Consider the following 15,011-nt stretch of genomic DNA (forward strand, 5'->3'; position numbering starts at 1 on the left):
CATGAAGCGCATGCCAGCCTTAATGAGGTGAACGAATGAGTATGCAGGCGGTTATTTTTGACATGGATGGCGTGATTATTGATTCCGAGGCGCTGTGGCGCCAGGCGCAGATTGACGCCCTCGCGCAGTGGGGGGCAACGGCGAGCGTTGCTGAATGTGAAACCCTGACCAAGGGCAAGCGCCTCGACGACATTGCCGGCACCTGGTGCCGCTATTTTCAGCTTGATCTCGCTCCGCAGCGGCTTGAAGACGCCATCCTGCAGCGCATTACCCGCCTGATTGCCGCGAAAGGCGAACCGATGCGCGGGGTGCAGGAGGCGTTACGCTATTTTCGCGAAGCGGGTTATAAGATTGCGCTCGCCACGTCATCATCTCGTCAGGTTATTGCCGCTGTGCTGAACAAGCTTTCGCTCTGGCACTTTTTTGACGCGATCTCCAGCGCGGATGATGAACCACGCGGCAAACCGCACCCGGCGGTGTACCTCACGACGCTGCGGAAGCTCAATCTCAACGCCAGCCAGTGTCTGGTGATTGAGGATAGCTTTACCGGCTTTTGCGCGGCCCAGTCGGCGGGGATTGCCACGATAGTGATTGCAGAAGATAGCCAGCACGCGCGTTTTCAGGCCGCCGCTGGCCGCTATCAAACCTTACCTGAACTGCTGGAAGCGCTTAGCGCGGAGCCAGCGGCGGCGGTTTAAGTCAGCCATTTGTGGGCGCAGACATTCCCGGGATGTAGCTGGTCGGTTAATCTCTTTTCTGCGCTCACGCCCCATTGATAGCCTTAATCCGCGGGAAAGGTTCAGGGGGGGCGCCAAACCGGTTTTTTGCCAGGTGGCGGCTGCCGCCTGACCCGGCCAGCGCAGCGCCGCCGGGCAGTGTGCCCCTGTCCGCCTCAGCGTAGCAGCGGGCAGTCGGGCGGCAGCCGGCAGCGCAGGGCCGCCGGTAACAGCTCCATACGGAAGGTTTTGCCGCTGAGCGGCTCGCCGTCGAGGTTAAAGGTCATCTCATGGGGCGCGGTTATTTCAAACCACGAGGAGACACCGTCAACAATATTCGGCGAGTTTTCCGGATTCGCCAGGGTGCTGAACAGGGCAGGGATCAGCTCTTCGCCGGTGAAAATGCGCAGATGCAGCAGACCATCGTTAATCAACGCCTCCGGACACAGCTGCTGGCCGCCGCCGGCCTGGCGGCCGTTGCCGATGCCAATGACCAGCGCATCGCCCTGCCAGTGAAAGTTCTCCCCGCGGATCTCGCAGCGGTCCGGCTTCAGGGTATCCATGCGCATCAGACCGTGGATTAAATAAGAGACACCGCCGAGCGCGGCCTTGAGTTTTTCCGGCGTTTCGGTGGTGATCCGGGTGCCGAACCCGCCGGTCGCCATATTAATAAAGCCGGTTTTATCATTCACCCGGGCGATATCTATCGGCACATCGCGGCCGACGATCGCCAGCTTGAGGGCGCTGGCCAGATCCTGCGGAATACCGACGCTGGTGGCAAAGTCGTTAGCCGTGCCCAGCGGTAAAATCCCTAGCGCCATCTTGCCGCCGCGCTCCACCAGCGCGGTCGCCACTTCATTAATGGTGCCATCGCCACCGCCGGCGATCACCGTTTCAACGTTCAGCTGCAGGGCTTCATCGATAAACCGAGCGGCATCGCCCTTTTCCCAGGTCACGCGGACGTGAATATCAATCCCTTCATCGCGTAACAGGTTAACCGCTTCGCGTAGCTGCGGTTCATTGGCACCTTTGCCGTTAAGGATCAGTAAGCTGGCAGGAAACGTAGACATCATCAAGGGAACCTTTATTGCTCAATGTTGCATAAAGTGTACCGCATGACGAAAGCGAAGACCGGAGGAGAGGCAAAAAAATAAGCCCGCGTAAGGGAGATTACGCAGGCTAAGGAGGTGGTTCCTGGTACAACTAGCATTTATGGGTTATGTTTTTCAGCGAAATGGATGATACCTGTTTCGATCGAAACGGTATGTGATCCGATTCTAATATCCTTACATCGTGAAAAAAATAACGCAAATTAACTAGTTACCGTGCGGATTTCTGGTTGTTTGACCAGTAAAGTTGCGCATCAGCAGGGCATACTGCAGGGGCAGGTCGTCCGGCACAGGCAACCAGACGGTATAGCCATCGCCCGGGGCCACCGGCATGGTTTCGCCTTTGCCATTCTCCATATGCTCAAGGGTGAAATTGACGTTACCCTGCGGGGTCATCAGCTCAAGGCTGTCGCCGACGCTGAACTTATTTTTGACCGCCACGGCCGCCAGCGGGCCGTTACGCTCTCCGGTGAATTCGCCGACAAACTGCTGGCGCTCGGAGACGGAGTAGCCGTACTCGTAGTTCTGATAATCGTCATGGGTATGGCGGCGCAGGAAGCCTTCGGTGTACCCGCGGTGGGCCAGCCCCTCCAGGGTCTCCAGCAGGCTGGTGTCGAACGGTTTGCCGGCGGCGGCATCGTCGATCGCCTTGCGGTAAACCTGAGCGGTGCGTGCGCAGTAGTAGAAGGATTTGGTGCGGCCTTCGATCTTCAGCGAGTGAACGCCCATCTGGGTTAGACGCTCAACGTGGGCGATAGCCCGCAGATCTTTCGAGTTCATGATGTAGGTGCCGTGTTCGTCCTCAAAGGCGGTCATGTACTCGCCCGGACGTTTGGCTTCCTCAATCATAAAGACTTTATCGGTCGGCGCGCCGATGCCGAGGGTGGGCTCCACGGTCTGCACCGGGATCGGCTCATATTTGTGGACGATGTTGCCGACGTCGTCCTCTTTGCCTTCCGCCACGTTGTATTCCCAGCGGCAGGCGTTGGTGCAGGTCCCCTGGTTCGGGTCGCGCTTGTTGATATACCCGGAGAGCAGGCAGCGGCCGGAGTAGGCCATGCACAGCGCGCCGTGGACGAAAATCTCGATCTCCATCTCCGGCACCTGGCGGCGAATCTCTTCGATTTCATCCAGCGACAGTTCACGCGACAGGATCACGCGGGTGAGCCCCATCTGCTGCCAGAATTTGACCGTCGCCCAGTTGACGGCGTTGGCCTGCACTGAAAGATGGATCGGCATCTCCGGGAAGTGTTCCCGCACCAGCATGATTAAACCCGGATCGGACATGATCAGCGCGTCCGGACCCATCTCCACCACCGGCTTCAGATCGCGAATAAACGTTTTCAGCTTGGCGTTATGCGGGGCGATGTTGACCACCACATAGAATTTTTTACCCAGCGCGTGGGCTTCATTGATGCCGAGCTGCAGATTTTCGTGATTGAATTCGTTGTTACGCACGCGCAGCGAGTAGCGCGGCTGGCCGGCATAGACGGCATCGGCGCCATAGGCGAAAGCGTAACGCATATTCTTCAGCGTTCCCGCCGGGGAGAGGAGTTCTGGTTTAAACATGGTGTTCTCGTTCTGATGACAGGTCAGATTCGCCGCACCTGGTGCGGCGAGTTGGGGAGTGTCCCCACATTAAGGGCGGGCATTGTAGCGCCGCGGCGAAGGGGAGTAAATATCAGATAGGTATCTTTCAGTATGGCTAATTTGTTTGCCATTTTGAACCTGGGCAGTGCTCACACTGACAGCGTTAATAACGCCTGGTGGGATAGGCTCTAGGGAGTTCCCCGGGTTGCGGCGTAAACGCCTTACCCGGGCTACGGATTGCAGATGGCGGTGAACGTGTAGCCCGGCGAAGCGCAGCGCGAGCCGGGAAAAGGCTAACTACGCCAGCCGGCAGGCGTCCGCTTCCCAGCGGTAGCCAACGCCATACACCGCGCGGATAAACGACTGCTCGGCGTCCAGCGCCTCCAGCTTGCGCCGCAGGTTCTTGATGTGGCTGTCGATGGTGCGATCGGTGACTACCCGATAATCGTCATACAGATGGTTGAGTAGCTGTTCGCGGGAGAACACTTTGCCCGGCTCCTGGGAGAGGGTTTTCAGCAGCCGGAACTCGGCGGGAGTGAGGTCCAGCAGCTTGTCGCGCCAGGAGGCCTGAAAACGACCTTCGTCGACAATCAGCGGGCTCTGGGCGTCCAGCGCCTGCAGATCGCGCTGCGGCTTGCAGCGGCGGAGGATGGTTTTTACCCGGGCGACCACTTCCCGCGGGCTGTAGGGCTTGCAGATATAGTCGTCGGCGCCTATTTCCAGCCCCAGCAAACGGTCGATCTCTTCGATTTTCGCCGTCACCATCACCACCGGAACATCGGAGAAGCGGCGAATTTCCCGGCACAGCGTCAGACCGTCGGTACCGGGCAGCATCAGATCCAGCAGGATCAGATGCGGCGGCGTCTGGCGGACGTAGGGCAGGACCTTGTCGCCGTGGTTAATCAAGGCAGGCGCATAGCCGGCGGCCTGCAGATAATCAATCAGCAGCTGGCCGAGCTTCGGTTCATCTTCCACGATAAGGATGCGTGGGGTGTTTTCATCTACAGGCAATTCAGTCATACGTCTCTCGGTAAATCATGTTCCAGAGGTAACTCAACTTTAATGCTAACCCCGCCAAAAGGCGAATGGTCGGCACGCAGGGTGCCGCCGTGGGCCGCTACGATATTGAGGCAAATCGCCAGCCCGAGGCCGGAGCCGCCGCTGGCGCGGTTGCGCGATCCTTCCGCCCGGTAAAAGCGTTCGCACAGGCGGGCCAGCTGCTCATCGCTGACGCCGGGGGCGCTGTCGGCGAAGTCAATCACCAGCATCCGGCCGCTGCGGCGGGCGGTGATGTGCAGGCTGCCGCCGCTGTCGGTATAGCGCAGGCTGTTCTCCAGCAGATTGTTGAAGAGCTGCATCAGGCGGTCGCGGTCGCCGAAGATCATCGCCTGCTCCGGGAGCGACACCTGAATGCTTAGCTGCCGGCTGGCGAAGCGCTCGCGAAAAGCGCCCGCCGCCACTTCCAGCAGGGTGATGATATCCAGTGAGGTTTTCTGGTAGGCCAGCGCCCCCTCGTCGGACATCGACAGCTGATGGAGGTCGTCCACCAGCTTGGTGAGAGTAGCCACCTCGGCCTGCAGAGAAGGAATCGACTCGGGGGTAAAGCGCCGGACCCCGTCCTGAATCGCCTCCAGCTCGCCGCGCAGCACCGCCAGCGGGGTACGCAGCTCATGGGAAATATCGGCCATCAGATCGCGACGCATCTGCTGGTTGCGCTCCAGGGTGCTGGCGAGCTGGTTAAAATCCTGCGCCAGGCGGCCGAGCTCATCGCCGCCGGTCACCGTCACGCGGGTGGAAAAGTCGCCTGCCGCCAGCTTATGGGTGCCTTCCACCAGCCGCTTCACCGGCGCCAGCAGACCGCGGGCCAACGGGAAAGTGGCCAGCGCGGCAAGCAGGGTGGCAAGGGCGACGATCAGCCAGCTGGTGCGCTTTTGCTGCCGGTCGAAGTTAATGTCGGTATTGCGCGTCAGCCGCTCTACCGGCGAGGCGATCACTTTGCCCACCTCCGCGCCGTTGACCACGATGCTGCGCTGGGTGCCGTCCTCCGGGACGCGCTCACGCGGCCCCACCAGCACGCGCCCCGACTGATCTACCACCCAGAACATGGTGCGCCAGCCGTGGGGCGGCATTTCCGGCCTCGGGCGCGGGCCGTCAGGGGGGCCATCCGGCGGCGGCCCGTCCGGGGCGGCGTCCGGCTTCATGGTGTGCCCCGGCGGCGAGCGGTCGTCGTTATCCCGTTCGAAGGTGCGCAGCAGCTGGAAGATAAAGCGGTCATTATTGCGCAGAAACGCCCAGCTGCCATGCTGGGCATACTGCTCGCTCAGCGCGTCGCTGAGCATGGTTAAGCGTTGCTCATTGCCGCGCTTGATATAGTCGATAAACCCGCGTTCAAAACTAATGCGCACCGCCCAGTGCATGCTGATCAGCAGCACGATGCAGGTGGCGAATATAGCGAGGAACAGCTTGCCGGTAATACCCGGGCGCCAAAATTTCACGATCCACTCCTGTTGCGTCGACGGAGGACGGTATTGCTGCCGACGTCATCCGGTACCCGGGAAAAGATGAGCGCCGGGAGGGCGATGATCGCCGCCATGCTCAGATAGGTGTAGAGAAAGACCTGATGGGTGCTGGCGGCGTCGAGACTCATATGCTGCTGGCCATACAGCCCCAGCAGCAGCCCGGCGATGGTCACGCCGATACTCATCGACAGCTGCATCACCATCGACAGCAGGCTGTTGCCGCTGCTGGCCAGATCGTCCGGGAGATCTTTCAGCGTCAGGGTATTCATCGAGGAGAAGCGGCTGGCGTTGATCATCCCCTGCAGAAACAGGACCAGCGGCAGCACATAATACCAGCCGGCCAGGGCGCTAAACATAAACAGCAGGCTGACCGCCGCCAGGCCCAGGGTGCTGGCGACCAGCACCCGACGGTAGCCAAAGCGGTTGACCACCTGGACCACGATCCGCTTCATGCCCATGCTGCCGAGCACCATCGGGATCATCATCAGCCCGGCGTGAAAGGGGGAGAAGCCGAGGCCGATCTGCAGAAACACCGGGGTCATAAACGGCAGCATGCCGCTGCCGATGCGTCCCGCGAAGCTGCCGCCGAGGCCGAGAGAGAAGGTGCGGTTGCGAAACAGGTTAAGGCTAAACAACGCCCGGGCGTTACCGCGGGCGTGCCACAGGTAGAGCAGCAGGGCGCAGAGGCCGACGGCCACCAGCCCCGCCAGCCAGGCAGGGGAAATGCCGAGCCCTTTCTGGCCGTCGAGCGCCAGGGTCAGGGTCGCCATTCCGGCGGCCAGCAGCAGAAAGCCAGAGAGATCGAAGCGCCGGGTCTGCATGGTGTAGTTGGGCATCAGACAGAGGGTGGCGATCGCGCCGACGATCCCCACCGGGATATTGATGAGGAAGATCCAGTGCCAGGAGGCGTACTCCACCAGCACCCCGCCCAGCGCCGGGCCGAGCAGCGGGCCGACCTGGCCCGGCAGGGTGACGAAGGTCATCGCCGCCATATACTGATCGCGCGGGACGATCTTCATCACCGTCAGGCGGCCGACCGGCACCATCATCGCGCCGCCGACCCCCTGCAGCACCCGCGCCATCACCAGCTGGTCGAGGGTGCTGGCCTGGGCGCAAAACAGCGATCCGGCGGTAAACAGCACGATGGCGGTGAAGAAGATATTGCGCACCCCGACCCGGTCGGCCAGCCAGCCGCTGGCCGGCAGCATCACCGCCACCGTTAACACATAGGAGACGATAATCATATGCATATGCAGCGGACTCTCCCCGAGGCTTTTGGCCATCGAGGGGAGGGCGGTGTTAACGATGGTGGTATCCAGCGACTGCATAAAGAAGCCGAACGCCACTATCCATAGCTGCCAGCGCACGCTGGCCGGGAGGTCTGTCATGTTATTCGCTTACCGGTTGAGAGGAGTTACGCGAAAAACGCAGCCGCAGACGGTCAAAGAAAAGATAGACCACCGGCGTGGTGTAGAGCGTTAACAGCTGGCTCATCACCAGACCGCCGACGATGGTGATCCCCAGAGGCTGGCGCAGCTCAGAGCCATCGCCCCCGGAGAGCACCAGCGGCAGGGCGCCGAACAACGCGGCGAGGGTGGTCATCATAATCGGCCGGAAACGCAGCAGGCAGGCCTGGAAAATCGCCTCTTCCGGCGTCAGGTTGCCGTTACGCTGCGCCTCCAGGGCAAAATCAACCATCATGATGGCGTTTTTCTTAACGATGCCAATTAATAACATAATCCCAATCAGGGCGATTAGGCTGAACGGGGCATCGAAGATCTCCAGCGCCAGCAGAGCGCCCACCCCGGCGGAGGGCAGCGTCGAGAGGATGGTCAACGGATGCACATAGCTCTCATATAGCACCCCCAGCACGATATAGACCGTGGCGATAGCCGCGAGGATCAGGATCACCTGCGCGTTCATGGTCTGCTGGAACACCTGAGCGGTACCGGCAAAGGAGCCGCGCACGCTCGACGGCACCCCGAGCTGGGTCATCGCGCGGTCAATGGCCTCGCTGGCTTCCGACAGCGAGCGGCCGGTGGGCAGGTTAAAGGAGATAGTGGATGCCGCCGACAGCCCCTGGTGGTTCACCGACAGCGGGGCATTGGCCGGCTGCCATTTGGCGAAGTAGGCCAGCGGGATCGGCTTGCCGTCGCTGTTAATGACGAACATCTTATCCAGGGCGCTGACGTCCTGGGTGTAGGCCGGATCCACCTCCATCACCACCTTATACTGGTTGAGCGGCTGGTAGATGGTAGAGATCTGCCGCTGGCCAAAGGCGTTGTTCAGCAGGTTGTTGGCGTCCTGGACGCTGATGCCGAGGCGCGACATGGTATCCCGGTCATAGACCAGGTCCATTTCGGCGCCATTGTCCTGCTGATCCGAGTTGACGTCCGCCAGCTCCGGCAGCGCCGCCAGCGCTTTGCGGATCTTCGGCTCCCACTCGCGCAGCGCCGACAGGTCGTCGGACAGCAGGGTGTACTGATAGCTGGCGTTCGACTGCCGGCCGCCGACGCGGATATCCTGCACCGCCATCAGAAACAGGTTGGCCCCGGGCTCGTTGGCCAGCTTTTTGCGCAGCCGGTCGATCACCTGCTGCGCCGTCTCGTGGCGCTGGTCGCGCGGCTTGAGGGTGATAAACATCATCCCGCTGTTGACCCGCGAGCCGCCGGTAAAGCCGGTGACGTTATCCACCGCCGGATCTTCGCGAATGATCTTCATAAAGTCCTGCAGCTTGCCGCGCATCGCCTGGAAGGAGATGCTCTGGTCGGCCTGAATGCCGCCCATCAGCACCCCGGTGTCCTGCTCCGGGAAGAAGGTTTTCGGGATCGAAATGTAGAGCCAGACGCTGAGGGCGATGGTGCCGAGCACCACCAGGCCGGTCAGGCGGGTATGCTTCAGCACCCATTTTAACGATTTACCATAGCCGCCCTGCACGGCCACCAGCAGGCGGCCAAAGCCGCGGTTGCGCGTCGGCTGGTGGGGCTTGCCGCTTTTCAGCAGCCAGCCGCACATCATCGGCGTCAGGGTGAGGGAGACCGCCAGCGAGATGCCGATCGCCACCGACAGGGTGACGGCGAACTCGCGCAGCAGGCGGCCGGGCAGGCCGCCCATCAGCAGCAGCGGCAGGAACACCGCCACCAGCGACAGACTCATCGACAGCACGGTAAAGCCGACCTCGCGGCTCCCCTGCAGCGCCGCCTGCAGCGGTTTCATCCCCGCCTCCAGATGGCGGGAGATATTCTCCAGCACCACGATAGCGTCATCCACCACGAAGCCGGTGGCGATGGTCAGGGCCATCAGCGACAGGTTATTGAGGCTGAAGCCGCACAAATACATCGCGGCGAAGGTGCCGATTAAGGAAACCGGGACGGCGACGGCCGGGATCAGCGTGGCGCGCCCCGAGCGCAGGAACAGGAACACCACGAGGATCACCAGCGCCACCGAAATCACCAGCGTCTGTTCCACTTCCTCCAGCGAGGCGCGGATGGTCGGCGAGCGGTCCTGGGCGATCTGCAGGTCGATAGCCGCCGGAATGGTCTGCTGCAGCTCCGGCAGGCGGGCGCGGATGCTGTCCACCGTCTGGATAATATTGGCTTCCGGCAGTTTGCGGATCATCAGCAGGATCGCCGGTTTGGCGTTGGTCATCCCGGCGTTGCGTACGTCCTGCACCGAATCCGAGACGGTGGCGACATCTCCCAGCCGCACCGCGGCGCCATTCTGGTAGTGGACGATCAGCGGCTGATAGTCGGCGGCGGTCTTCAGCTCATCGTTGGTCTGCACCTGCCAGCGGTGCGCGCTGTCCTCCAGCGCCCCCTGCGGTTTGCGCACGTTGGCGTCGCTGATGGCGGTGCGCACCGCGTCCAGCGACACGCCCTGGTTGAACAGCGCCTGCGGGTTGAGGTCGACGCGCACCGCCGGCAGGGAGCTGCCGCCGACGTCGACATCGCCCACGCCGTCGATCTGCGCGATGGTCTGCGCCAGCTGGGTGGAGGCGAAATCATACAGCTCACCCTGGGAGTAGGTGTCCGAGGTCAGCGTCAGGATCATGATCGGCGCATCCGACGGATTGGCTTTGCGATAGGTCGGCCGGCTGGGCATCCCGCTCGGCAGCAGGCTTTGCGCGGCGTTGATCGCCGCCTGAACGTCGCGCGCCGCGCCGTTGATATCGCGGTCGAAGTTAAACTCGAGAATGATGCGGGTGCTGCCCAGCGAGCTGGAGGAGGTCATCTCATTGACCCCGGCAATCCGCCCCAGGGAGCGCTCCAGCGGGGTGGCCACCGACGAGGCCATGGTCTCCGGCGAGGCTCCCGGCAGCGAGGCGCTAACCATGATCACCGGGAAGTCCACCTGCGGCAGCGGGGCCACCGGCAGTAGCCGGAAGCCGAGAATGCCGCACAGGGTGATGGCCAGCGAGATGAGGATCGTCGCCACCGGGCGGTAAATGAAGAGGGCGAAAAACTTCACTTACGCCTCCTCTTCCTGACGCGGGAAGCGGCGCTTCAGGTGCAGCGACAGGCGGTCGAACAGCAGATAGATCACCGGGGTGGTGAACAGGGTCAGCACCTGGCTGAGCATCAGACCGCCGACCATGCCGATCCCCAGCGGACGCCGCAGCTCGGCGCCGACGCCGGTGCTCAGCATCAGCGGCAGGGCGCCGAGCAGGGCGGCGAGGGTGGTCATCAGGATCGGACGAAAACGCAGCAGACAGGCCTGGTAGATCGCCTCCCGCGGCGGCATGCCCTGCTCGCGCTCAGCGGCCAGCGCGAAGTCGATCATCATGATGGCGTTCTTCTTCACGATGCCGATCAGCAGAATGATGCCGATGATGGCGATCACGTCCAGCTCGCTGCCCGCCAGCCACAGCGCCAGCAGCGCCCCGACCCCGGCGGTGGGCAGGGTGGAGAGAATCGTGATCGGATGGATAAAGCTCTCGTACAGCACCCCCAGCACGATATACATCGCCACCACCGCGGCGACCACCAGCCAGACGGTGCTGCCGAGCGCCGACTGGAAGGCCAGCGAGCTACCCTGGAACTGGGTGCGAATATCGGTCGGGAAATCCAGCGACTGTTCGGCGGCGAGGATCGCCTCCACCGCTTCGCCCAGCGAGTAGTTGTCCGGGACGTTAAACGAGATGGTGGTCACCGGGAACTGATCGAGGTGGTTCACCGACAGCGGGGTAAAGCGCTGCTCCACCGTGGCGATGGCGGTCAACGGCACGATGCCGCCGTCGCTGCTGGTGAGACGGATATTCTCCAGCGCCGCCAGGCCCGGCGTCGCCTCGGTATCCTGCTCGAGCACCACGCGATACTGATTCGCCTGAGTGTAAATAGTGGAGATCAGCCGCTGGCCGAAGGCGTTGTACAGCGCATTATCGACATCGGCCATTGAGATACCGAGGCGGCTGGCGCTGTCGCGATCCACCTTGATATAGGCGGCCAGGCCTTTGTCCTGCCAGTCGCTGCTGACGTCGGCCAGCTGCGGCTGGGCCTGCAGGCGGCTGAGCAGCGGCGGCACCCAGGTGCTCAGCGCCTCGAGGGAGTTTGCCTGCAGGGTGAACTGGTACTGGGTGCGGCTCACCGTGGTGTCGATGGTGAGATCCTGGGTCGGCTGCAGGTAGAGCGCCACGCCCGGGACGCCGTCCACCGCCTGCTGCAGGCGGCTAATCACCGTCTGGACGCGGTCATCGCGTTCGTCCAGCGGCTTGAGGTTGATCTGCAGACGGGCGCTGTTCAGCGCCGGGTTGGTGCCGTCGACGCCGACGAAGGAGGTCAGACTCTCCACCGCCGGATCCTTAAGGATAATGCTGGCCACCTGCCGCTGGCGCTCGGCCATGCTGGCGAAGGAGACCGACTGCGGCGCCTGGAGGGTGCCCTGGATAATGCCGTTATCCTGGATCGGGAAAAAGCCTTTCGGGATAAAGACCCACAGGATAATCGACAGCGCCAGGGTGCTCAGCGCGACGCCGAGCGTCAGCCACGGATGGTTCAGCACCCGGCTCAGCCAGCGGCCATAGACGGCGATCACCCGTTCGAAGAAACGCTCGCTGGCCCGCGAGAATCGGTTCTGCTTGCGCAGTGATTCGTGGCTTAGCATACGAGCGCACATCATCGGCGTCAGGGTCAGGGAGACCACCGCCGAGATAAGAATAGCGACGGCAAGGGTGACGGCGAATTCGCGGAACAGGCGGCCGACGATATCGCCCATAAACAGCAGCGGGATCAGCACCGCGATCAGCGAGAAGGTGAGGGAGATGATGGTGAAGCCGATCTCCCCCGCGCCCTTCAGCGCGGCGGCCAGCGGCTTCTCGCCTTTTTCGATATAGCGCGAGATGTTCTCGATCACCACGATGGCGTCATCCACCACGAAGCCGGTGGCGATGGTCAGGGCCATCAGCGTCAGGTTGTTGATCGAGAAGTCGAGGAACACCATCACCGCAAAAGTGCCCACCAGCGATAGCGGCACCGCGACGCCGGGAATAATGGTCGCCGGCACGTTGCGCAGGAACAGATAGATGATCATCACCACCAGGGCGATGGCCAGCATCAGCTCAAACTGGGTGTCGCGCACCGAGGCGCGGATGTTGGTGGTCCGGTCGGAGAGGACCTGCACCTTCACCGATTTCGGCAGGCTCTCGGTGAGCTGCGGCAGCATCTGGCGAATGCTGTCGGCGGTGTCGATGATGTTGGCCCCCGGCTGGCGCTGGACGTTCATCACGATGGCCCGCTGCTGGTTGGCCCATGCCCCCAGCCAGCTGTTTTCGGCCCCTTGTTCGACGCTGGCGACATCGCCGAGCCGGATCGGCGCCCCGTTCTGATAAGCGATAATCAGCCGGCGATAATCCTCAGCGGACTGCATCTGATCGTTAGCGGAAAGCGTCACCGCGCGGGCCGGACCGTCGAGGCTGCCTTTCGCGGAGTTAACGTTGGCGCTGGTGATAGCGGTGCGCACGGTTTCGCTGGTCAGGCCGAGGGCGGCGATGGCCTGGGCGTTAAGCTTCACCCGCACCGCCGGGCGCTGGCCGCCGGCGAGGGTCACCAGACCGACGCCGGAAACCTGGGAGATCTTCTGCGCCACCCGGGTCTCCACCATATCCTCAACCTGGGTCATCGGGATGGCGGAGGAGGTGACGGCGAGAGTCATGATCGGCGGATCCGCCGGGTTCACCTTGCTGTAGACCGGCGGGTTGGGCAGATCGCTCGGCAGCAGGTTGGTGGCGGCGTTAATGGCCGCCTGCACTTCCTGCTCGGCGACGTCCAGCGGCAGGGTCAGCTGGAACTGCAGCGTGACTACCGAGGCGCCGCCGGAGCTTTGCGACGACATCTGCTTAAGGCCGGACATCTGGCCGAACTGGCGCTCCAGCGGGGCGGTGATGGCGGAGGTCACCACGTCCGGGCTGGCGCCCGGATAGAGGGTGACTACCTGAATGGTCGGGTAATCGACCTCCGGCAGGGCGGAGACCGGCAGAAAGCGGTAGCCGATGATCCCGGCCAGCAGGATCGCCACCATCAGCAGAGTGGTGGCCACCGGACGCATAATAAACAGCCGGGACGGGCCGCCGGTGCGGCCTGGAGGTAACACCTGCATCAGGAACGCGCTCCGTGTTTACCGCTCTGGCGCGGGGCGGGCTGCGCCTGCTCGCCGCTGCTGGCGGTGACAACTTCTACCTTCGCCCCCTCGGTCAGGCGGTCAATCCCGTCGGTGACCACGCGATCTCCGGCGGAAAGCCCGGCGCTGATGACTACTTTCTGGCTGTCCTGGATGCCGGGCGTCACGCTGTGTTTGCTGACCTTATTCTCATCGTTCAGCACCCATACGAAATGCCCTTCGTTGCCCATCTGCAGCGCGGCGGCAGGGATCACCACCGCGTTCTGCTGGGTGTCCACCAGCAGGCGGGCGTTAACGAACTGATTGGGGAACAGCGCGTCGTCCAGATTGCTAAAGCGCGCCTTCAGCTTGATGGTCCCGGTGGTCGCATCGATCTGGTTATCGAGGCTCAGCAGCTCGCCGACGCTGATTTTCTGCTTATTGGTGCGATCCCAGGCTTCGACGCTGAGCGCTTTGCCCGCTTTCTGCGCCTGCACCACCGTGGCGATGCTGCTTTCCGGCAGGGTAAAGACCACGTCGATCGGGTGCGTCTGGGTAAGGACCACGATCCCGGTGGTATCCCCGCTGGAGATCTGGTTGCCGATATCGACCTGCTTTAAGCCGACGCGGCCGTCAATTGGCGCGGTAATGCGGGTCCAGTCGAGCTGCAGCTGGGCGCTGGCGACGGCCGCTTCATCAGCTTTCACCGTGCCGGCGGATTCCACCACCAGCGACTGCTGAGTGTCGAGCTCCTGGCGGGAGACGAGGTTGGTCTTCACCAGCTGCTGGTAACGAGCGAGATCGCGGCGGGCGTTGGCAAGGGTGGCCTGATCTTTCGCCAGCTGACCCTGCGCCTGGGCGAGAGCGACTTTAAACTGGCTGGGGTCGATCTGCGCCAGCAGGTCGCCGGCTTTGACCTGCTGACCCTCCTGGAAGTGAAGGCTCAGCAGTTGGCCGTCGACCCGGCTGCGGACGGTGACGGTGTTGGCCGCCGTCACCGTACCCAGCCCGGTGAGATAGCGCGGGACCGCTTCTTCGGTGGCGGTGGCCGCCTGCACCGGCGCCAGCGCGGCGCCAAAGCGGCCATGGCGTGCGCCGCCCGGCCCCTGCGGGCCCTGTCCGGCGGCGGGAGCCCCGCTGCCGCTCGTCCCGCGATCGTGCCAGAACCAGTAGGCGGCCCCGGCGATAATCACTACCGCCAGCGCGGCGCCCCAACGACGTATGTTACTGCCTTTCATTAGTTTACGGTCTCATCCTGAAGCGTTTCGCTGAATGATACTAGTTTAGTGAGGGAAGGGGCCGTAAAAATGGAGGAATTATGAAAAGAAGGTTGAGAAATGTCTGGATAACCGCCGCGACGCCGGGCGCTCCCGCGGCCGATATCCGGGGTGATATCAACTTTTAGTTTAAAAAAGCAAAAAATAGTTGTATCCGCGGGGGCTTTAATTAGATTTATGCGGTGAATAAATCAGTGCATTCTCATAATA

General features: G+C 62.4%; 9 protein-coding genes. 1 reads left to right on the forward strand and 8 read right to left on the reverse strand.

What is annotated here, in order from left to right; all coding sequences use genetic code 11:
* Positions 1–35: 35 nt before the first annotated feature.
* The gene (locus KB890_RS22735) at positions 36–698 is read left to right on the forward strand and encodes an HAD family hydrolase (protein WP_004175126.1); all 663 of its coding nucleotides are present in this window, start codon (positions 36–38) and stop codon (positions 696–698) included.
* Between the two features lie 194 nt (positions 699–892).
* On the opposite strand, the gene yegS is transcribed toward KB890_RS22735, so the two are convergent.
* The 8 genes from yegS to KB890_RS22775 form a co-directional block, all read right to left on the reverse strand.
* Positions 893–1,789, reverse strand: a complete 897-nt coding sequence (gene yegS / locus KB890_RS22740; protein WP_004151134.1) for a lipid kinase YegS — start codon at positions 1,787–1,789, stop codon at positions 893–895.
* Positions 1,790–2,032: 243 nt separating this feature from the next.
* Positions 2,033–3,394: a prephenate-dependent tRNA uridine(34) hydroxylase TrhP gene (gene yegQ, locus KB890_RS22745; protein WP_004144192.1), complete on the reverse strand. Its 1,362-nt coding sequence runs from the start codon at positions 3,392–3,394 to the stop codon at positions 2,033–2,035.
* Between the two features lie 318 nt (positions 3,395–3,712).
* Positions 3,713–4,435: an envelope stress response regulator BaeR gene (baeR, locus tag KB890_RS22750; protein WP_004175198.1), complete on the reverse strand. Its 723-nt coding sequence runs from the start codon at positions 4,433–4,435 to the stop codon at positions 3,713–3,715.
* The gene (gene baeS, locus KB890_RS22755; RefSeq protein ID WP_022631313.1) at positions 4,432–5,910 is read right to left on the reverse strand and encodes an envelope stress sensor histidine kinase BaeS; all 1,479 of its coding nucleotides are present in this window, start codon (positions 5,908–5,910) and stop codon (positions 4,432–4,434) included. Before baeS ends, baeR begins: the two co-directional genes overlap by 4 nt.
* Positions 5,907–7,322, reverse strand: a complete 1,416-nt coding sequence (locus KB890_RS22760) for an MFS transporter (protein ID WP_004149057.1) — start codon at positions 7,320–7,322, stop codon at positions 5,907–5,909. Before KB890_RS22760 ends, baeS begins: the two co-directional genes overlap by 4 nt.
* Position 7,323: 1 nt before the next feature.
* Positions 7,324–10,401, reverse strand: coding sequence for a multidrug efflux RND transporter permease subunit MdtC (gene mdtC / locus KB890_RS22765; RefSeq protein ID WP_022631314.1), 3,078 nt, complete (start codon positions 10,399–10,401; stop codon positions 7,324–7,326).
* Entirely contained in the window at positions 10,402–13,524 is a 3,123-nt protein-coding gene (locus KB890_RS22770; protein ID WP_004149055.1) for an MdtB/MuxB family multidrug efflux RND transporter permease subunit, read from the reverse strand.
* Entirely contained in the window at positions 13,524–14,762 is a 1,239-nt protein-coding gene (locus KB890_RS22775; RefSeq protein ID WP_004175207.1) for an MdtA/MuxA family multidrug efflux RND transporter periplasmic adaptor subunit, read from the reverse strand. Before KB890_RS22775 ends, KB890_RS22770 begins: the two co-directional genes overlap by 1 nt.
* Positions 14,763–15,011 lie beyond the last annotated feature (249 nt).

Origin of the sequence: Klebsiella sp. P1954 (genome assembly GCF_018199955.1) — a bacterium.
GTDB lineage: Bacteria > Pseudomonadota > Gammaproteobacteria > Enterobacterales > Enterobacteriaceae > Klebsiella > Klebsiella pneumoniae.